Genomic DNA, 18,894 nt, shown 5'->3' on the forward strand with positions numbered 1-18,894 from the left:
GGCTGCCACCGCAGGAGGTCAGAGACCGCCTGTGAACAGGAGTTTGTCGGGAGTGCCCGGGGTGACGCCCGACAGGACGTTCTTGGTGGACGTGGTGTCGAGCCAGGCGGCGATCTCCTCCGTCGTGGCCGCGGGGTTGGTGCTGTTGTAGAGCAGGGCGGTGCCGGCCACGTGGGGAGAGGCCATGGACGTACCGTTCAGGGCGACGCTGCCGCCGCCGAGTCTGGCCGAGACGATCTCGGTGCCCGGCGCGTAGAGCTCCACGCAGGTGCCGTGGTTGGAGAACGGGGCCTCCGCGTCCGCGCGGTCGGACGCGGCTACGGTGACCACCCGTTCGGCGGATGCCGGGGAGACGGTGCAGGCGTCCTTCGAGTCGTTGCCCGCCGCCATGACCGGCAGGACACCGCTGTTCGCAAGGGCGTCGGCGGCGTTGTTCACCAGCTCCGACTTGGGGCCGCCGAGCGACGCGTTGAGGACCGCCGGCCGCTCGGGGTCCCGTGCCGCGTGGGAGGCCGCCCATTCGAGGCCGGCGACGACCGTGGCGTTGCTGCCGTTGCCCTCGCAGTCGATGACGCGGACGCTGTAGAGCTGCGCACGGCGTGCCACGCCGTACGTCGCGCCTGCCACCGTGCCCGCGACATGGGTGCCGTGCCCCTGGCAGTCCGCCCCGAAGCGCCCCTCGCCCTGGAACGCGTCGAAGCCGAACCGCGCACGGCCGCCGAACTCGGCGTGGTGGTAGTCGATGCCGGTGTCGAGGATGTACGCGACCCCTCCGGCGCCGGTGGCGGCGGCGGTGAACTGGTTGTCGAGCGGCAGGGCGCGCTGGTCGATCCGGTCGAGCCCCCAGGAGGCGGCGGGTCCCTTCACGGTGACCTTGGCGTCCTGCTCCACGGCCGCCACGTGCGGATCGGCCCGTACGAGCTTCAGTTGGGCGTCGGTGAGCTTGGCGGCGAAGCCGTGCATGACCTTGGTGAAACTGAACAGCGGTGTCACGCCCGCCTGGCTCGCCACTTTGGCGACGTCGGACGCGGGTTTCGTTTCGACGAGGTACTGACCCGGGACGGCCTGGTCCACGAGTCTGAGCGGCGCGGGCGTGGAGCGGTCGGGCTCCGTCGCGGAGGCGGACAACGGTCCTACGGTCGCCAGGACAGCCGCGGCGGCGGCCGCGAGGGCGATCCTCATGGAATTCGGCATGGTCACGATGGCACCATGCAGAAACGATCAAGCGCAATCACTCGCCGTGGTGGTTTGAATACATTCAGTAAGTGCACCGAAGTGGGTGAACGCGGAAACGCCCGAAGGCGGCACCCCCGCAGTGGGAGTGCCGCCCTCGGTCGCGTACGCGGTACGGCGAATGGAGCCGCTGATCCTCGCGGATCAGAAGTCCATGTCACCGCCCGGCATGCCGCCACCGGCAGGCGCGGACGACTTCTCCGGCTTGTCGGCGATGACGGCCTCGGTGGTGAGGAACAGCGCGGCGATGGACGCGGCGTTCTGGAGCGCGGAACGCGTGACCTTCGCCGGGTCGATGATGCCCTCGGCGATCATGTCGACGTACTCGCCGGTCGCGGCGTTCAGACCGTGGCCGACGGCCAGGTTGCGCACCTTCTCGACGACGACGCCACCCTCGAGACCACCGTTGACGGCGATCTGCTTGAGCGGGGCCTCCAGCGCGAGCTTCACGGCGTTGGCGCCGGTCGCCTCGTCGCCCGAGAGCTCGAGCTTCTCGAAGACGGCCGTGGCCTGGAGCAGAGCCACGCCACCACCGGCGACGATGCCCTCCTCGACGGCGGCCTTGGCGTTGCGCACCGCGTCCTCGATGCGGTGCTTGCGCTCCTTGAGCTCGACCTCGGTGGCGGCACCGGCCTTGATGACGGCCACGCCGCCGGCCAGCTTCGCCAGGCGCTCCTGGAGCTTCTCGCGGTCGTAGTCCGAGTCGGAGTTCTCGATCTCGGCACGGATCTGGTTGACGCGGCCCTGGACCTGGTCGCTGTCACCGGCGCCGTCGACGATCGTCGTCTCGTCCTTGGTGATGACGACCTTGCGGGCGCGGCCGAGCAGGTCGAGACCGGCGTTCTCCAGCTTGAGGCCGACCTCCTCGGAGATGACGGTGCCACCGGTGAGGATGGCGATGTCGCCGAGCATGGCCTTGCGGCGGTCACCGAAGCCCGGAGCCTTGACGGCGACGGACTTGAAGGTGCCACGGATCTTGTTGACGACGAGCGTGGACAGCGCCTCGCCCTCGACGTCCTCCGCGATGATCAGCAGCGGCTTGCCCGACTGCATGACCTTCTCCAGCAGCGGAAGGAGGTCCTTCACGTTGGAGATCTTGGAGTTGACGATCAGGATGTACGGGTCGTCGAGCGACGACTCCATGCGCTCCATGTCGGTGGCGAAGTACGCCGAGATGTAGCCCTTGTCGAAGCGCATGCCCTCGGTGAGCTCAAGCTCGAGACCGAAGGTCTGCGACTCCTCGACGGTGATGACGCCTTCCTTGCCGACCTTGTCCATCGCCTCGGCGATGAGCTCGCCGATCTGGGTGTCGGCGGCGGAGATGGAAGCCGTGGAAGCGATCTGCTCCTTGGTCTCCACGTCCTTGGCCTGCTCGAGCAGAGCGGCGGAGACGGCCTCGACGGCCTTCTCGATACCGCGCTTGAGGGCCATCGGGTTGGCGCCGGCGGCGACGTTGCGCAGGCCCTCGCGGACCAGAGCCTGGGCGAGGACGGTCGCGGTCGTCGTACCGTCACCGGCGACGTCGTCGGTCTTCTTCGCGACTTCCTTGACCAGCTCGGCGCCGATCTTCTCGTACGGGTCCTCGAGCTCGATCTCCTTGGCGATGGAAACACCATCGTTGGTGATCGTGGGGGCGCCCCACTTCTTCTCGAGGACGACGTTGCGGCCCTTGGGGCCGAGGGTGACCTTGACGGCGTCGGCGAGCTGGTTCATCCCGCGCTCGAGACCGCGCCGTGCCTCCTCGTCGAACGCGATGATCTTGGCCATGTGAAGTGGTCCTCCCGGACTGGGGTGGATTCTCCGGACCGAGTGGCGCCCGCGACGGACGGCCAGCCTGCCTGGTGGTTTTCCTTGTCCCACCAGGCCTGCGGGCCTCACCGGCCCGGTCCTTCTGTCACTCTCACTGGGAGAGTGCTAACAGTGCTACCGCCAATGATTAGCACTCGACCCCTTCGAGTGCAAGCGTCTCCCTCGGATGTGGACAGACGTCCGGAGCGGCCCGGCACGCAGGAAGGGCCTGTACCCGGTGCGGGGTACAGACCCTTCATGCGTGAGTGCGTCGGTGGCCGTTCGCGCCGAGATCAGACGGCGAGCTTGACCATGTCCGCCTGCGGACCCTTCTGGCCCTGCGAGATCTCGAATTCGACTCGCTGACCTTCTTCAAGGGTGCGGTACCCGTCCATCTGGATCGCGCTGTAGTGGACGAAAACATCCGCACCACCGTCGACCGCGATGAAGCCGTACCCCTTCTCCGCGTTGAACCACTTGACGGTGCCCTGAGCCATGCCTAACTCCCCTATTACTGGCCCTTGCACAGGACCGCACTTCGCGGGCCCTGGGTCAGACTCCTCCGCCCTCCGACAGGAGAGGGCGTGCGCCGGAACGCGTCGACCGCCGCTGAATGTATCTGCCCAACTGCCCTCTGCAACAGGTCAATCCGACGAGAAATCTGGGCATGGGGGAACGCGCGAAAGCGAATAATTCTCAGGTTTCCCGGGCAAGTCGGTCCGGACAAGTCGCACATGGGCGGGCAATTCGGTCCGGTACTTTGACTGCTTCTCACCGCGCGGGGCCGCATTCTCATATGCGTCCGGCACAGGCGGCGGAGGGGGCTTCCCCAACTGTACCGCGCTCAACCATGCAGAATTGCCCCCTCCGCTTTCTGTGGCGGAGGGGGCAATGAACGTGCGGAGAGGCGTGCGGGGCAATATCAGCCACTCACACGACCGAAATCAGCCTCCGGCGACGGCCGGAATGATCGAAACGCCGGCGCCGTCGGGCGTGGCGGTCTCCAGACCCTGCTCGAAGCGCACGTCGTCGTCGTTGACGTACACGTTCACGAAGCGGCGCAGCTTGCCCTGGTCGTCCAGCACACGGGCCGCGATGCCGGCGTGGTTCTTCTCCAGGTCGGCGATGACGTCGGCGAGGGTCGCCCCCTCGGCCGCGACCTCGGCCTTGCCGTCCGTGTACGTACGAAGGATGGTCGGGATGCGGACGTTGACACTCATGCGAGGCCAGCCTCTCGGAAAGAGTCCAGGTTGGGGCGGATGACGGCGGACTGGCCCGTCGTCGGGGCCACCGCCTCAAGGGTCTTCAGGCCGTCGCCCGTGTTGAGCACGACGGTGGTGAGGGTCGGGTCCAGCAGGCCGGCCTCGATGAGCTTCTTCGTCACGCCGACGGTCACGCCGCCCGCGGTCTCCGCGAAGATGCCCTCCGTCTCGGCCAGCAGCTTGATGGAGTCCACGACCTGCTCGTCGTTGACGTCCTCGACCGCGCCGCCCGTGCGCCGGGCGATGTCCAGCACGTACGGGCCGTCGGCCGGGTTGCCGATCGCGAGGGACTTGGCGATCGTGTTCGGCTTCTGCGGCCGTACGACGTCGTGCCCGGCCTTGAAGGCCGTCGACACCGGCGAGCAGCCCTCGGCCTGGGCGCCGAAGATCTTGTACGGCTTGTCCTCGACCAGCCCCAGGGCGATGAGCTCCTTCAGACCCTTGTCGATCTTCGTGAGCTGCGAGCCCGAGGCGATCGGGATGACGAGCTGGTCCGGCAGCCGCCAGCCGAGCTGCTCGCAGATCTCGTACGCCAGGGTCTTGGAGCCCTCGCCGTAGTACGGGCGCAGGTTGACGTTGACGAAGCCCCAGCCCTCGCCCAGCGGGTCGCCGATGAGCTCCGAGCAGAAGCGGTTGACGTCGTCGTAGTTGCCCTCGATGCCGACCAGCTCGCCGCCGTAGACGGAGGCCATGACGACCTTGCCCTGCTCCAGGTCGTGCGGGATGAACACGCACGAGCGGAAACCGGCCCGCGCGGCGGCGGCGCCGACCGCGCCGGCGAGGTTGCCGGTGGAGGAGCAGGAGAGCGTCGTGAAGCCGAACGCGCGGGCGGCCTCGACGGCGATCGCGACGACACGGTCCTTGAAGGAGTGCGTCGGGTTGCCGGAGTCGTCCTTCACGTACAGAGCACCGGTGACGCCCAGCTCGCGGGCCAGGTTGTCGGCCTTGACGAGCTTGGTGAAGCCCGGGTTCAGACTCGGCTTGCCGGCCACGTCGGCGGGCACGGGCAGCAGGGGCGCGTACCGCCAGATGTTGTCCGGTCCGGCCTCGATCTGCTTGCGCAGGCGCTCCGGGTCACCGAGCGGCAGCTCGTAGGCGACTTCGAGCGGGCCGAAACAGGAAGAACACGCGAAGATGGGACCGAGTTCGAATCGTTCTCCGCACTCGCGGCAGGAAAGCGCGGTGGCGGGGCCCAGGTCGACGGGCAGGGAATTCGTGGTGCTTGCATCGGCTTCAGCAGACTGCACAGCCATGGTGGCGAGGCCCTTTCTCCTCATCTTCCCCACGGCGCGTTTCGCCGTGAGACGGAATTGGCACCGTCCCCACCGTTACCTCGCGGTCGGCGGAATGGTTGCCGGGACTTCAACGGGCCGTTCCCTCAGTCCCTCTGGATGAGCGCTGTGGCGCCGGATCTGGACCCGGCGCGTTTGTCCCGCGGGCCCCCCGAGATGCGAGGGTCCTCCGCGTTGTTCAAGACTGTAACCGAACCCCCGGACGGTTGAGACAGTCGTCCGCACCGCGAGATGGATCACAGGACGAGCCGCGCCAGGCTCGCCGGACGAGGGAGAAGGCCGTGCTGGAAGAGGTGGAGCGCTGGCTTGACCTGCGGTCCTGGTCGACCGCAGACCGGCCGCTGGACCTGCTGCTGGCGGCCAAGACGCGACGCGGGCACACCGTGAGCGTGGTGCTGCCCGCCCTGGACGAGGAGGAGACCGTCGGCGACATCGTCGCGGCGATACGCCACGAACTGATGGAGGCCGTCCCGCTGGTCGACGAACTCGTCGTACTGGACTCCGGCTCCAAGGACCGGACGGCCCAGGTGGCGACCGCGGCGGGCGCGCGGGTCGTCCACCGCGACGCCGTACTCACCCGAATACCGGCACTGCCCGGCAAGGGCGAGGTGCTGTGGCGGTCGCTCTTCGTCACCGACGGTGACATCGTGTGCTTCATCGACTCGGACCTGAAGGACTTCTCCGCCTCCTTCGTGTCCGGCATCGTCGGGCCGCTGCTGACCGACCCCGACGTGCACTTCGTCAAGGCGATGTACGACCGGCCGCTGGGCGAAGCCACAGGTCAGGGCGGTCGGGTCACCGAGCTGGTCGCGCGTCCCATCCTCAACCTGCACTGGCCGCAGCTGGCCGGGTTCGTCCAGCCGCTGGGTGGCGAGTACGCCGTACGCCGCTCGCTGCTCGAACGCCTGCCCTTCCCGGTCGGTTACGGAGTGGAACTGGGCCTCCTCGTCGACTCCCTCCACACGGTCGGCCTCGACGCACTGGCCCAGGTCGACGTCGGGGTGCGCAAGCACCGCCACCAGGACGGGCAGGCGCTCGGGCGGATGGCCGCCACGATCTACCGGACGGCCCAGCTCCGCCTCTCGCGCGGCAACATCGTGCGGCCGGCGCTGACACAGTTCGAGCGGGGCGCGGACGGGGTCGGCTTCGTACCGCGGACGCACCCGGTCGACACGGAGGAGCGGCCGCCGATGTGCGAGATCGCGGAGTACGCGACGCGGCGGGTGGCGTGAGGGCGGCGCACTCCCCCGGTGCCGGGAGTGGCGTGGTGGCCACTGTGGCCGGTGTGAGCCGTACGCACGTTTGAGGGGTATCCGGACGGGCTAGGTTCGGCACATGGTCTCCGAGCGCGCTGCACAGGTTCTCGTCGCTTCCAACCGCGGCCCGGTTTCGTACACCCTCCGTGACGACGGCACGCTCGCCGCCAAGCGCGGCGGCGGCGGCCTCGTCTCCGGTCTCTCCGCCATCGGGTCGGACGCCGACTCCCTGTGGGTCTGCTCGGCCCTCGGGGACGGCGACCGGGAGGCCGTGCGGCGCGGGACGGGCACGGCCGGCGTACGGATGCTCGACATCGACGCCGGGACGCACGCGGACGCGTACAACGGCATCGCGAACTCCGTGCTGTGGTTCGTCCACCACATGCTGTACCAGACGCCGCTGGAGCCGGTCTTCGACGCGGAGTTCCGGCGGCAGTGGGCGGCGTACGAGACGTACAACCGCGCCTTCGCCGACGCGCTGGCGGCCGAGGCCGCTCCGGGGGCGGCGGTGCTGGTGCAGGACTACCACCTGTGCCTGGTGCCCGGCATGCTGGGCGAGCTGCGGCCCGACCTGCGGATCGGCCACTTCACGCACACGCCGTGGGCGCCGGTCGACTACTTCCGCCTGCTGCCGGACGACATCGCGCGGCAGCTCCTGCGGGGGCTGCTCGGCGCGGACCGGGTCGCGTTCCTGACCCGGCGCTGGGCTGACGCGTTCGCCGCGTGCGCGGTGGACGTGCTGGGCGCGGACGCCCTCGACGGCACGGCCGTCTCGGTGCACGGCCTCGGCGCGGACGCGGACTTCCTGCGGGAGCGGGCGCACCAGGAGGACGTCGGCGAGTGGCTGGTCCGGCTGCGGGAACGGGTCGGGGACGGGCGCCGCACGATCGTCCGGGTGGACCGCACCGAACTCTCCAAGAACATCGTCCGCGGCCTGCTCGCGTACCGGCGGCTGCTCGCGGACCGGCCCGAGTGGCGGGGCCGCGTCGTGCACATCGCGTTCGCCTACCCGTCGCGGCAGGACCTCGCGGTGTACCGCGACTACACGGCCCAGGTGCGGCGGCTCGCGGACGAGATCAACGCGGAGTACGGGACGGACGACTGGGAGCCCGTCCTGATGGAGCTGGACGACGACTTCGGGCGGTCGCTGGCGGCGTACCGGATGGCCGACGTGGCGCTGGTGAACCCGATCCGGGACGGCATGAACCTCGTGGCCAAGGAGATGCCGGTCGTCTCCGACGCGGGGTGCGCGCTGGTGCTGTCGCGGGAGGCGGGGGCGTACGAGGAGCTCGGCGCGGACGCGATCGTCGTCAACCCGTACGACGTGACGGCCACGGCGGACGCGCTGCACGAGGCGCTGACGATGGAACCGACGGAACGCGCGGAACGCACGAAGCGCCTGGCGGCGGCGGCCACCGCGCTGCCCCCCACGGCGTGGTTCCTGACCCAACTCGACGCGCTGACGTCGTCTTAGGCGGGGCGGGGTTTCGGGGGCGCTGTGCCGGTTTCGGCGGCGCCGGGCTTCTCGCCTGCCGGAGGCGGGCTCCGGGGGCGGTGCCGCGCCGGAGCGTCTCCTCGGGCGCCGAACCTTGAGCGCCCCCGCACGACCCCACCAGCCACCGTGACCAGTCCTGCCCCGCCCGGGCCGCGCTCTGTGGGCCGGCTTCGGGGGCGGTGCCGCGCCGGGGCGTCTCCTCGGGCGCCGAACCTTCGGCCACCGCTGCGAACCGTTCGGCACGGTTGCGTTCGACACCCTGCGGGGAGCGCCCCCGCACGACCCCACCAGCCACCGTGACCAGTCCTGCCCCGCCGGGGCCGGGGTCTGTGGGCCGGCTTCGGGGGCGGTGCCGCGCCGGGGCGTCTCCTCGGGCGCCGAACCTTCGGCCAACGCTGCGAACCGTTCGGCACCGTTGCGTTCGACACCCTGCGGGGAGCGCCCCCGCACGACCCCACCAGCCACCGTGACCACTTCGGCCGCGCCGGGGCCGCCCGGTACACCGCCGGGGTGGAGGGGCGAGACCGGGCAAGTCCGGTCCGCCGGGGGCGTGCGCCAGCCCCGCGACCCGGGTTGCACCAACCAGCCCGTCCGGCGCTTGAGGACACGCCCGCAGGGCGTCGGGGGCCGGGGGCCTGCCCCCGGTTCGGGAAGGGGCGGGGTGGGGAAGGCCCCGCGCAGCGGGAGGGGCGGGGCCTTCCTCGGGGGCCGCCCCGCGCAGCGGGGGGCCGGCCCCGGGGGTCAGTCGCGGGGGGACGTCGTGGCGAGGGCGGACAGGAGGGCGACCACTCCCGCGGGGCCGTCCACGACGAGGTCCGCGCGGTCGGCCAGCGCCGGAACCTCCGTGCCGCTGCACACCAGCAGCCCCGGAACCCCCTCCGTCCGCAGCTTCTCCACCGCCGAGAACGCGGCGATGTCGCCCAGGTCGTCCCCCGCGTACAGCACCGACTCCGCCCCGACCTCCCGCACGTACTCCGCGAGCGCCACGCCCTTGTCGACGCCGGGCGGGCGCAGTTCCAGTACCAGGCGGCCGGGTTCGACGATCAGGCCGTGGCGGGCCGCGAGTTCGCCGAGCGGCGCCCGCAGGGACTCGAAGGCCCGTACCGGGTCCTCCGCGCGGCGCGTGTGCACGGCGACGGCCTGCCCCTTCTCCTCGATCCACGAGCCGCGCCACGCGCCGATGCCGTCGAGGAAGCCGGGGAGTTCGGCGCGGGCGGCCTGGACGCCGGGGTGGGGCGCGGGGGCGTGCACGGTGCCGCTGACCGCGTCCCAGCGCTCGGCGCCGTAGTGGCCGAGTACGACGAGGTGTTCGAGGCCCGGCACCCCGGCGAAGCCGCCGTAGCGGACCGCCACGCCGGCCGGGCGGCCGGTGATCACGGCGACGGAGCGGACGTTCGGCGCGAGCGCGGCGAGCGCCGGAACCGCGCCGGGGTGGGCCCGGGACTGCGCCGGGTCGGGAACGATGTCGGCGAGGGTGCCGTCGAAGTCGATGGCGATCAGCGCCCGGTCCGGCGCGGCCAGCAGCGCGGCGAGGCCGTCACGGCCGGCGGGCGTCGCGGGTGTGAACCGGGTCGGCAAGGAGTGCGGTTGCGGTTGGCTGCCCATGCCCCCTGACCCTACCGGCGGCCGTCCGGCTCGGCACGGGCCGGTGGGCCGGGCCGCCGGCCACCGCCTCAGCGGCGCTCGCGGCGTGCGTCGCGGACCCGGCGCAGGCGGTTGACCGTGACGGGGTCGTGGGCGAGGGCGCGGGGGTCGTCCAGCAGGATGTTGAGGAGCTGGTAGTAGCGCGTCGGCGAGATGCCGAGCTGTTCGCGGATCGCCCGCTCCTTCGCCCCCGGCCCCGGCCACGACCGCCGCTCGACGCCCAGCACGGCGCGGTCCCGCTCGCACAGCCCGGCGTCGGGCGTGCCGGGCCGGTCCGCGTCGGGCTCGTCCGGGGCGTAAGGCATATCAGCAGTCTAGAGCGGGGCGGAAACGCTACTCGGCGTTCTCCAGCGTCGACGCCTCGCGGCCGATCGACCCGAGCGTCCCGGCCGGGTCGCCGTCGGGGCCGACGACCGAGCCGATCTGCTTCTTGACGCTCTCGCTGACCTTCGCCCACGAGGTCTTGCCGACCGGGTAGAGCGTCGAGCCGGGCAGCGCTTCGAGGAAGGGCCACAGGTCCTTGTGCGCCGGGTCGTCGGCCATCGCCTCGGAGGCGGAGACGGTGACGGGCAGCAGGTCGTACTCGTCGGCGAACTTCAGGACGTTCTCGTCGCTGTAGGCGAAGTCGAGGAACTTGCCGATCTGACGGGCGTGGCCGTTCTGCTTGAAGCCCATCATCCAGTCCGCGACGCCCATGCTCGACGGCGCCTTGCCCTTGGGCCCGGGCAGCGGCACCATGCCGACCTTGACGCCCTTGCGCTTGGCCTGCTGGAGCAGCGAGGGGTGGCCGTTGAGCATGCCGACCTCGCCGTTCGCGAACGCCGTGAAGGCGGGCTTGCGGTCGAGCTTGCCGGGGGCGACGGGCCCGGTCAGTCCCTCGCCGACGAGGGTGTTCTTCAGCCAGCTGAAGGCTTCGACGTTCTGGTCGGAGTCGATCATGTACGTGCCGACCGAGTCGGTGTACCCGCCGCCGTTGCTGAGCATCCACATCATGGTCTCGGCCTGCGCCTCCTCGTTGCCGAGGGGCAGCGCGAACGGGTACTTCACGCCGCGCGCCTTGAGCGCCTTCGCCGCGGTCTCGATCCCGTCCCACGTCTTGGGGGGTTCGAGGCCGGCCTGGGTGAAGAGCTTCTCGTTGTAGAAGAGCAGGCGGGTGCTCGCGACGAACGGCAGGCCGTACGAGACCCGGCCGACCTCGCCGGCCTCGGCCAGCGGGGCGAGCATGTTGGCCTGGACGGGTATGGAGAGCAGCTCGTCGACCGAGTAGAGCTTGTCGTCGGCCGCGTAGTCGGAGTACGCGCCGATCTGGGCGATGTCGGGGGCCTTGCCGGCCTTCACCATCTCGGCGACCTCGCGGTCGACGTCCTTCCAGTCGTAGATGGTGACGTCGACCTTGATGCCCTCGTTGTCGGCCTCGAAGGCTTCGGCGACCCCGTCCCAGTAGAGCTTGGTGCTGTCGCCGCCCTCGGGGTCGTAGTCCGCCGCGACCAGCTTGAGCGTGACGTCACCGCCGTCCGAGTTGGAGCAACCCGCCAGGGCCACTGTCATGCCCAGTGCCACCACTGTCGCGGTCAGACCCAAGAAACGCCGGTGCACAGCTCTTTCCCACCCGAATTCGTTGCCCTACACATCCGTATGAGCTGCGATTTTCCCCCAATGCGCGCGACGAGGTCTACACCAGTGCGGTCTCACTTGTGCAACACCCGTCAACCGCAGCGCGACGACCAGGTGACGGAACGGTACGCGAGTGGACTAGACCTTTCCCGGGTCTACGCGCGAGACTGTTCCTTGTGAAACACGTCATCGCCCTCGATGTGGGCGGCACCGGGATGAAGGCCGCGCTGGTCGGCGCGGACGGCGCACTGTTGCACGAGGCCCGCCGGGCCACCGGCAGGGAGCGGGGGCCCGGGGCCGTCGTCGAGACGATCACCGGCTTCGCCGCCGAGCTGCGCGCGTACGGCGAGGAGCGGTACGGCGAGAGCGCCTCGGCCGCCGGGGTGGCCGTGCCCGGCATCGTCGACGCCGAGAACGGGATCGCGGTGTACGCCGCCAACCTGGGCTGGCGGGACGTGCCGATGCGCGCGCTGCTCAGCGAGAAGCTGCACGGCGTGCCGGTGGCCCTGGGCCACGACGTACGCACCGGCGGCCTGGCCGAGGGGCGGATCGGGGCGGGCCGGGGCGCGGACCGGTTCCTGTTCGTACCGCTCGGGACCGGGATCGCCGGCGCCATCGGCATCAACGGCGTGATCGAGTCCGGCGCCCACGGCTACGCCGGCGAGATCGGGCACATCGTCGTACGTCCGGGCGGCCCCGTGTGCGGCTGCGGCCAGCGCGGCTGCCTGGAGCGCCTGGCGTCCGCGTCCGCCGTGTCCGCCGCCTGGGCCGCCGCCTCCGGCGACCCGGACGCCGACGCCGCCGACTGCGCGAAGGCTGTTGAGTCGGGCGACCCCCGGGCGCGCGAGGTCTGGCTGGACGCCGTCGGCGCGCTCGCCGACGGGCTGGTCACCGCGCTCACCCTGCTGGACCCGCGCACCCTGATCATCGGTGGCGGACTCGCCGAGGCCGGGGAAACCTTGTTCACACCCCTGCGGGCGGCCGTCGCGGAACGCGTCACGTTCCAGAAGCTGCCCCTCATCGTTCCGGCGGCCCTCGGGGACACCGCCGGATGCCTGGGCGCGGGGCTCCTCGCCTGGGACCTTCTCGCCACCGAAACTGCGGATCCCACGCACACAGAAGAAGCCACGGAGGTATCCGCCTGATGGCCGGACGCGCTGCAAGCAAGGTTCTCTCCGGGGCCCGGGTGGTGCTGCCGACCGGGACGGTGGAGAACGGCCGGGTCATCGTCGAGGGGGAGCGCATCGCGGGCGCCGCCCCGGCGGACGCTCCGTCGCTGGACCTCTCCGGCCACTGGATCGTGCCGGGCTTCGTCGACATGCACGTGCACGGCGGGGGCGGGGCGTCGTTCACCTCCGGCACCGCCGAGGACGTGCTCAGGGGCGTACGGACGCACCGCGAGCACGGCACCACCACCATCGCCGCATCCACCGTGACCGGCGAGATGGACGTGCTCGCCCGGCAGGCCGCGCTCCTGTCCGAACTGGTCCAGCAGGGCGACCTGGCCGGCATCCACTTCGAGGGCCCCTTCATCTCGCCGTGCCGCAAGGGCGCGCACAGCGAGGACCTGCTGCGCGACCCCGACCCGGCGGAGGTGCGCAAGCTGATCGACGCCGCGCACGGCACGGCGAAGATGGTCACGCTGGCGACCGAGCTGCCCGGCGGCATCGACTCCGTACGGCTGCTCGCCGAGCACGGCGTGATCGCCGCGATCGGCCACACGGACGCGACGTACGAGCAGACCGTCGAGGCCGTCGAGGCGGGCGCGACCGTCGCCACGCACCTCTACAACGCGATGCCCGCACTCGGGCACCGCACGCCGGGACCGATCGCCGCGCTCCTGGAGGACGAGCGGATCACCGTCGAGCTGATCAACGACGGCACGCACCTGCACCCGGCCGCGCTGGAGCTGGCGTACCACCGGGCGGGCCCGGACCGGGTCGCCTTCATCACGGACGCGATGGACGCGGCGGGCTTCGGCGACGGCATGTACGACCTCGGGCCGCTCGCCGTCGAGGTCAGGGACGGGGTCGCGCGCCTCGTCGACGGCGGCTCGATCGCGGGCTCCACGCTCACGCTCGACACGGCCTTCAAGCGGGCCGTGACCGTCGACCGGCTCCCGGTCGAGGACGTCGTACGCTCCATCTCGGCCAACCCCGCCCGCCTGCTCGGCGTCGACGACAGGGTCGGCTCGCTGGAGCCCGGCAAGGACGCGGACCTGGTGGTGCTGGACGCGGACTTCACCCTCAAGGGCGTGATGCGCAGGGGCGCCTGGGTGGTTGAACCCTAAGTAACCCCAAGTGGGATGATTTCACCATCAGTTGATATCAAAGCGACACGGAGCGGTTGGCCCGGGACCCTGGGCCAACCGCTTTCTTTTTGGCATGATCACCCCGACGGATCCAGGGCACGGAGCCTTGCGGGCGGTCTTCTACGGGGGTGACACGGGTGATCCTGACGGTCACGCTGAACACCGCGCTCGACCTCACCTACCGCGTCCCCGCCCTCACCCCGCACGCGTCCCACCGGGTGACCGACGTCGCCGAACGCCCCGGCGGCAAGGGCCTCAACGTGGCCCGCGTACTGGCGGCCCTCGGCCACGACACGGTCGTCACCGGCTTGGCGGGCGGCCCGTCCGGCGCCGTGGTCCGCGACCTGCTGGCCCCCCTCGGCCCCGTCGACCGGCTCGTCCCGATCGCCGGCCACACCCGCCGCACCATCGCCGTCGTCGACGCGGCCGGCGGCGACACGACCCAGCTCAACGAGCCGGGACCGGCGGTCACGCCCGAGGAGTGGGCCGCCTTCCTCACCACGTACGCCGAACTCCTGCCCGCCGCGCGGGCGGTGGCCCTCTGCGGCAGCCTGCCCCCCGGCATCCACGTCGGGGCGTACGCCGAACTGATCCGCCGCGCCCGCGCCGCCGGCGTGCCCGTACTCCTCGACACCAGCGGCGAGCCCCTGCGAAGGGGCCTCGCCGCCCGCCCGGACCTCGTCAAGCCCAACGCCGACGAACTCGCGCAGGTCACCGGCTCCCGCGACCCCCTGCGCGCCGCCCACGACGCCCGCCGCCGGGGCGCGCACACCGTGGTCGCCTCGCTCGGCCCGGACGGCCTGCTCGCCGCCGGGCCCGAGGGCCTGTGGCAGGCGGCCCCGCCCGCGCGCGTGAAGGGCAACCCGACGGGCGCGGGCGACTCGGCGGTGGCCGGGCTGCTCTCCGGGCTGGTCGAGGGACTGCCCTGGCCCCGCCGCCTGGCGCGCGCGGTGGCGCTGTCGGCCGCGACCGTGGCGGCCCCCGCGGCGGGCGAGTTCGACGTCACGACGTACGAAGACCTGCTGGCGCGGGTCGAAGTCACCGAACACGCCACGGCGGCGTGACCGAGCACTCCCACCACCAGCACCTGGGGACCGCATGCCACTCGTCAGCACCGGTGAACTCGTTCTCGCCGCCCGGGAGTCGGGCCACGGCGTAGCCGCCTTCAACGTGATCACGCTGGAGCACGCCGAGGCGATCGCGGCCGGCGCGGAGCGGGCGGGCGCACCGGCCGTCCTCCAGATCTCCGAGAACGCGGTGAAGTTCCACGGCGGCGACCTCACCGCCGTCGCGGCGGCGGCGACGGCCGTCGCCCGCGCCTCCTCCGCCCCGCTCGCCCTGCACCTCGACCACGTGGAGTCGGTCGAACTGCTGCGCGCGGCGCACCCGGCGGGCTTCAGCTCGGCCATGTTCGACGCCTCGAAGCTGTCGTACGGCGACAACGTGAAGGCCACCGCCGAAGCGGTCCGCTGGGGCCACGAGCGCGGCATCTGGATCGAGGCGGAGCTGGGGAAGGTCGGCGGCAAGGAGGGCGAGGCCCCGCTCGACGCCCACGCGCCCGGCGTACGGACGGACCCCGCGGAGGCGGCGGCCTACGTGGCCGACACGGGCGTGGACGCCCTCGCCGTGGCCGTCGGCTCCTCGCACGCGATGACGGACCGGACGGCGGCCCTCGACCACGGCCTGATCGCCGCCCTGCGGGACGCCGTACCGGTCCCGCTGGTCCTGCACGGCTCGTCGGGCGTTCCGGACGAGGAGATCCGGCGGGCCCTCGCGGCCGGCATGGTCAAGATCAACGTCGGCACGGCCCTGAACACGGCCTTCACCGGCGCGGTACGGGAGTACCTGGGCGCGCACCCGGCGACGGTCGACCCCAGGAAGTACCTCGTCCCGGCTCGCGAGGCGATGACCGGGACGGTGGCACACTTCCTGGGCCTGATGGGCCGCTAGCGGCTCAGGCGCCGGAGGTCACTGGACGTGACCGGCCTTGAGCTCCAGCCGGTCGAGGTTGGCCTCGCACTGGTCGCCCTCGCCGCAGGAGATCACGAAGGTGTTCTCGCCCTCGGTGAGGTTGACGAACGCGAAGGTGTTGGTCCAGCCCTTGTCCCAGGCGCCTTCCTCGGCGTGGGCGAAGTTCTTCATGTTCAGCCCGCCGCCGTGCGGCTTCCCGTTGACGGTCAGCGAGGTCTTCGCGTCCTTGCCGGGCACGCCGTAGTCGATCGACAGCGTGTACGCGCCGGCCTTCGGCACCTTCACCGTCCAGGTCGCCGAGGCGCCCGGCGTGTTCAGCGGCACGTACGCGCCGCTCGACGACCGCGCGCCGGGGATCGTCTTGTCCGTGGAGAGACCGGGCGAGAGCTGGAGCAGCGCCGCGTCCTTCTTGGGCAGCGCCGCCGCCGGCTTCTCCGGCTTCTTGGCCGGCCCGTCACTCGGCTTGACGCTCTGCCCCGCCGACGAACCGCCGCCGCCGGTGTCACCGGCCTGCACGTTCTTGTCCTTGTTGTCACTGGTCATCAGAGCGATGCCGATGCCTATGACGACGACAGCGACGACCGCGAGCGCGCCGATCAGCAGGCCCTTGGTGTTGGGGCCGCCACCGCGCCCGCCGACCCCGCCGGAGTGCGAGTGCGTCGCCACCGGCCGGGTGGGCGCGCCGCCGGGCTGGGTCTCGGGGGCCGCGTAGTGGGCGTTGGGCCGGCCGTACGCCTGCTGCGGGGGCACCTGCTGCCCGTACTGCTGCTGGTACTGGCCGTGCTGCTGCTGCCCGTACTGCCGCTCGCCGACCGTACGCACCTGGTTGTACGACGTTCTGGGCACCCCGGGCTGCGAGGCCGGACCCGGGTAGCCGTAGCCGCCCGAGCCGGGCGGGACTGCGCCCGCCGCCTGCCCGTCCTCGTAGAGGTAGCCGAACGGATCGTCGTCCTCAGGCGTGCTCGTGCCGTTGTTCGCGGCAGTCATCCCTGGTCACTCCTCACCATGTTCGCCAGCCGTCGCCGACCCGGCGAGCCTACCCCGAACGGGCAACCCGAAGGTTTGGCGAAGACCACAGTGCGGTAGTGAGGGGTCTCTCAGCCCGCGCGCCTGTGAACCTTGGCGCGGGAGCGCTTTTCCACGTACATCCGCTGGTCAGCGGACTGCAACACCTCGTCCGCCGACATCCCGCAGCTCGCCCAGCCGATGCCGAAGCTCGCTCCGACGCGGACCGCCCTGCCGTCGACCCTGATGGGCGGAATGATGGCGTTTCGCAAGCGTACGGCCAGGTCGGCGGCGTCCGCGCTGCCGAGACCGTCGGCGAGAACGACGAATTCGTCACCTCCGAGTCGCGCGACCGTGTCACCGTCCCGCACGCACGTCGTCAGACGGCGGGCGACCTCGATCAGCACGGCGTCCCCGGTGTGGTGCCCGAAGCGGTCGTTGATCGACTTGAAGCCGTCCAGGTCGCAGAAGAGGACCGCGAGCCCCTTCGTTCCGTCGTCGACGCCGCCGCCCTGGCCCGCGCCCTCCGAGGTGGGCGCGACCATGTGCACGTGGTGGTCGAAGGAGCCCGCGTCGGTGTGCGGGTTGTAGTCGAAGTCGTGCTCGGGCACCGCCGCCGCGGACGGTTCGCCGTACGCCGCGTCCAGCGCCTCCACCGCCGTCGCCCGCACCGAGTGCGGCCGGCGGCACAGCCGGGCGGCGAGGCGGGAGCGCAGTTCGGCGCTGTTGGGCAGGCCGGTGAGCGAGTCGTGCGAGGCGCGGTGGGCCAGGTGCAGCTCGTGGCGCTTGCGCTCCTCGATGTCCTCGACGTGGGTGAGGAGGAAGCGCGGCCCGTCGGTGGTGTCCGCGACGACGGAGTTGCGCAGCGACACCCAGACGTACGTCCCGTCACGGCGCGCCAGCCGCAGCTCGGCCCGGCCGCCCTCGGCCGACGTACGCAGCAGGGTGCCGATGTCCTCGGGGTGGACGAGGTCGGCGAACGAGTAGCGGCGCATGGCGGAGGCGGGGCGGCCCAGCAGACGGCACAGCGCGTCGTTCGTCCGCAGCAGCCTGCCGTGCTGGTCGCCGCCCATCTCGGCGATGGCCATGCCGCTGGGGGCGTATTCGAAAGCCTGACGGAAGGATTCCTCACTGGCGCGCAGCGCCTGCTGCTCGCGCTCCAGGCGGACCAGCGCGCGCTGCATGTTTGCGCGGAGCCGGGCGTTGCTGATCGCAATGGCCGCCTGGGACGCGTACATCTGGAGCGCCTCCTGGCCCCAGGCCCCGGGGTGCCGGCCGTTGCGCGGCCGGTCGACGGAGATGACGCCGAGAAGCTCCTGGCCGCCGCCCGACGCGTACATCGGGGCGTACAGGCGGTCGTGCGGATGCCACTCGTCGGCGAAACGCGGCTCGGGACCTTCGGTGTGCCACTGCGGCACGTCGTCGTCGAGCAGGACCCAGCCCTCGGTGTGCGGGATGAAGTGCAGGTCACCCCATGCCTCGCCCATGGACAGGCGGCGCTCCCAGGAGGCGCGGGAGCCGACGCGGCCGGTGATCAGGGCCTCGGCGGCCGGGTTGCCCGCGAAGGCCGCTATGACCAGGTCACCGTCGGGCTGGACGAGGTTCACGCAGGCCAGCTCGTACCCCAGACCGGCGACGACTCCGTCGGCAACGGCCTGCAAGGTGTCGGCCAGGCTGGTGGCCCGATTCAGGTCGGCGACGACCTGATGCAGCTGCCGCAGCGTCGCCAGGCGGACGTAGGGCTCGGACTCGGCCTCCATGTGTTCGCTCTCCCCGAGACCTCGACAGCAACTCCAGGATTCTCAATCGCCGCACTTGTTGCAGTATCACGGCCACTGAATCACAGCGAGCTGCCCACCCGGTACACAGGGTCAGCAATTACCCGCCTCTGTGACTCAAGTCACGTCAGAGGGTGAACGGCCGCATGAGGTGGGTGGGAGCGCTCCATCCGTTTTTTGAACGCAAACCGCAAATCCGGACGGCCTGCCAGCAGGTAGGCACCCATGAGGTACCCATGCGTCGG

At 71.3% G+C, this 18,894-nt stretch carries 16 protein-coding genes and 1 riboswitch; of the genes, 6 read left to right on the plus strand and 10 right to left on the minus strand.

Going from position 1 to position 18,894, the window contains the following annotated elements; all coding sequences use genetic code 11:
• Positions 1-18 precede the first annotated feature (18 nt).
• The 5 genes from ACWGH0_RS07530 to thrC all read right to left on the minus strand — a co-directional run bounded on the left by ACWGH0_RS07530 (position 19) and on the right by thrC (position 5,536).
• Positions 19-1,182 (minus strand): S8 family peptidase, encoded by a 1,164-nt coding sequence (locus tag ACWGH0_RS07530; RefSeq protein ID WP_453403265.1) that lies wholly within the window; start codon positions 1,180-1,182, stop codon positions 19-21.
• A gap of 195 nt (positions 1,183-1,377) precedes the next feature.
• On the minus strand, positions 1,378-3,000 hold the full coding sequence (gene groL, locus ACWGH0_RS07535; protein WP_453403210.1) for a chaperonin GroEL: 1,623 nt from the start codon (positions 2,998-3,000) through the stop codon (positions 1,378-1,380).
• Positions 3,001-3,314: 314 nt separating this feature from the next.
• On the minus strand, positions 3,315-3,518 hold the full coding sequence (locus ACWGH0_RS07540; protein WP_005315736.1) for a cold-shock protein: 204 nt from the start codon (positions 3,516-3,518) through the stop codon (positions 3,315-3,317).
• Between the two features lie 447 nt (positions 3,519-3,965).
• Positions 3,966-4,241, minus strand: coding sequence for a MoaD/ThiS family protein (locus ACWGH0_RS07545; RefSeq protein ID WP_453403211.1), 276 nt, complete (start codon positions 4,239-4,241; stop codon positions 3,966-3,968).
• Positions 4,238-5,536: a threonine synthase gene (thrC, locus tag ACWGH0_RS07550; protein ID WP_453403212.1), complete on the minus strand. Its 1,299-nt coding sequence runs from the start codon at positions 5,534-5,536 to the stop codon at positions 4,238-4,240. Before thrC ends, ACWGH0_RS07545 begins: the two co-directional genes overlap by 4 nt.
• A 17-nt stretch (positions 5,537-5,553) precedes the next feature.
• Positions 5,554-5,681: riboswitch (SAM riboswitch) on the minus strand.
• A gap of 175 nt (positions 5,682-5,856) precedes the next feature.
• On the opposite strand from thrC, the gene ACWGH0_RS07555 reads away from it, so the two are divergent.
• Together ACWGH0_RS07555 and ACWGH0_RS07560 are read left to right on the plus strand one after the other, a co-directional pair.
• Complete coding sequence (locus tag ACWGH0_RS07555; protein ID WP_453403213.1) at positions 5,857-6,807, plus strand: glucosyl-3-phosphoglycerate synthase; 951 nt, start codon at positions 5,857-5,859, stop codon at positions 6,805-6,807.
• Between the two features lie 103 nt (positions 6,808-6,910).
• Entirely contained in the window at positions 6,911-8,305 is a 1,395-nt protein-coding gene (locus ACWGH0_RS07560; protein WP_453403214.1) for an alpha,alpha-trehalose-phosphate synthase (UDP-forming), read from the plus strand.
• 762 nt (positions 8,306-9,067) lie between these two features.
• On the opposite strand, the gene otsB is transcribed toward ACWGH0_RS07560, so the two are convergent.
• The 3 genes from otsB to ACWGH0_RS07575 all read right to left on the minus strand — a co-directional run bounded on the left by otsB (position 9,068) and on the right by ACWGH0_RS07575 (position 11,518).
• The gene (gene otsB, locus ACWGH0_RS07565; RefSeq protein WP_453403215.1) at positions 9,068-9,931 is read right to left on the minus strand and encodes a trehalose-phosphatase; all 864 of its coding nucleotides are present in this window, start codon (positions 9,929-9,931) and stop codon (positions 9,068-9,070) included.
• Between the two features lie 68 nt (positions 9,932-9,999).
• Positions 10,000-10,275: a DUF3263 domain-containing protein gene (locus ACWGH0_RS07570; RefSeq protein WP_453403216.1), complete on the minus strand. Its 276-nt coding sequence runs from the start codon at positions 10,273-10,275 to the stop codon at positions 10,000-10,002.
• Positions 10,276-10,303: 28 nt separating this feature from the next.
• Positions 10,304-11,518, minus strand: a complete 1,215-nt coding sequence (locus ACWGH0_RS07575) for an ABC transporter substrate-binding protein (protein ID WP_453403217.1) — start codon at positions 11,516-11,518, stop codon at positions 10,304-10,306.
• Positions 11,519-11,760: 242 nt separating this feature from the next.
• Here ACWGH0_RS07575 and ACWGH0_RS07580 point away from each other — a divergent pair, with 242 nt between their 5' ends.
• The 4 genes from ACWGH0_RS07580 (at position 11,761) to ACWGH0_RS07595 (ending at position 15,845) form a co-directional block, all read left to right on the plus strand.
• Complete coding sequence (locus ACWGH0_RS07580) at positions 11,761-12,729, plus strand: ROK family protein (protein ID WP_453403218.1); 969 nt, start codon at positions 11,761-11,763, stop codon at positions 12,727-12,729.
• Positions 12,729-13,874, plus strand: a complete 1,146-nt coding sequence (gene nagA / locus ACWGH0_RS07585; RefSeq protein ID WP_453403219.1) for an N-acetylglucosamine-6-phosphate deacetylase — start codon at positions 12,729-12,731, stop codon at positions 13,872-13,874. The genes ACWGH0_RS07580 and nagA overlap by 1 nt, the downstream gene beginning before the upstream one ends.
• 158 nt (positions 13,875-14,032) lie before the next feature.
• Positions 14,033-14,959, plus strand: coding sequence for a 1-phosphofructokinase family hexose kinase (locus tag ACWGH0_RS07590; protein ID WP_453403266.1), 927 nt, complete (start codon positions 14,033-14,035; stop codon positions 14,957-14,959).
• A 34-nt stretch (positions 14,960-14,993) separates the two neighbouring features.
• On the plus strand, positions 14,994-15,845 hold the full coding sequence (locus tag ACWGH0_RS07595; protein ID WP_453403220.1) for a class II fructose-bisphosphate aldolase: 852 nt from the start codon (positions 14,994-14,996) through the stop codon (positions 15,843-15,845).
• 18 nt (positions 15,846-15,863) lie between these two features.
• On the opposite strand, the gene ACWGH0_RS07600 is transcribed toward ACWGH0_RS07595, so the two are convergent.
• Both ACWGH0_RS07600 and cdgB read right to left on the minus strand, forming a co-directional pair.
• Positions 15,864-16,853, minus strand: a complete 990-nt coding sequence (locus tag ACWGH0_RS07600; RefSeq protein ID WP_453403221.1) for a carbohydrate-binding protein — start codon at positions 16,851-16,853, stop codon at positions 15,864-15,866.
• A 110-nt stretch (positions 16,854-16,963) separates the two neighbouring features.
• Positions 16,964-18,631: a diguanylate cyclase CdgB gene (cdgB, locus tag ACWGH0_RS07605; RefSeq protein ID WP_453403222.1), complete on the minus strand. Its 1,668-nt coding sequence runs from the start codon at positions 18,629-18,631 to the stop codon at positions 16,964-16,966.
• Positions 18,632-18,894 lie beyond the last annotated feature (263 nt).

The organism is Streptomyces sp. NPDC054887, assembly GCF_053610585.1.

What these genes read in the sequence shown, in the direction of transcription:
- ACWGH0_RS07570 (WP_453403216.1), bottom strand. Translation starts at nt 10,275, where the DNA reads ATGCCTTACGCCCCGGACGAGCCCGACGCGGACCGGCCCGGCACGCCC.
- ACWGH0_RS07545 (WP_453403211.1), bottom strand. Translation starts at nt 4,241, where the DNA reads ATGAGTGTCAACGTCCGCATCCCGACCATCCTTCGTACGTACACGGAC.
- nagA (WP_453403219.1), top strand. Translation starts at nt 12,729, where the DNA reads ATGGCCGGACGCGCTGCAAGCAAGGTTCTCTCCGGGGCCCGGGTGGTG.
- ACWGH0_RS07575 (WP_453403217.1), bottom strand. Translation starts at nt 11,518, where the DNA reads ATGACAGTGGCCCTGGCGGGTTGCTCCAACTCGGACGGCGGTGACGTC.
- otsB (WP_453403215.1), bottom strand. Translation starts at nt 9,931, where the DNA reads ATGGGCAGCCAACCGCAACCGCACTCCTTGCCGACCCGGTTCACACCC.
- ACWGH0_RS07595 (WP_453403220.1), top strand. Translation starts at nt 14,994, where the DNA reads ATGCCACTCGTCAGCACCGGTGAACTCGTTCTCGCCGCCCGGGAGTCG.
- ACWGH0_RS07600 (WP_453403221.1), bottom strand. Translation starts at nt 16,853, where the DNA reads ATGACTGCCGCGAACAACGGCACGAGCACGCCTGAGGACGACGATCCG.
- cdgB (WP_453403222.1), bottom strand. Translation starts at nt 18,631, where the DNA reads ATGGAGGCCGAGTCCGAGCCCTACGTCCGCCTGGCGACGCTGCGGCAG.
- groL (WP_453403210.1), bottom strand. Translation starts at nt 3,000, where the DNA reads ATGGCCAAGATCATCGCGTTCGACGAGGAGGCACGGCGCGGTCTCGAG.
- ACWGH0_RS07540 (WP_005315736.1), bottom strand. Translation starts at nt 3,518, where the DNA reads ATGGCTCAGGGCACCGTCAAGTGGTTCAACGCGGAGAAGGGGTACGGC.
- ACWGH0_RS07560 (WP_453403214.1), top strand. Translation starts at nt 6,911, where the DNA reads ATGGTCTCCGAGCGCGCTGCACAGGTTCTCGTCGCTTCCAACCGCGGC.
- thrC (WP_453403212.1), bottom strand. Translation starts at nt 5,536, where the DNA reads ATGGCTGTGCAGTCTGCTGAAGCCGATGCAAGCACCACGAATTCCCTG.
- ACWGH0_RS07530 (WP_453403265.1), bottom strand. Translation starts at nt 1,182, where the DNA reads ATGAGGATCGCCCTCGCGGCCGCCGCCGCGGCTGTCCTGGCGACCGTA.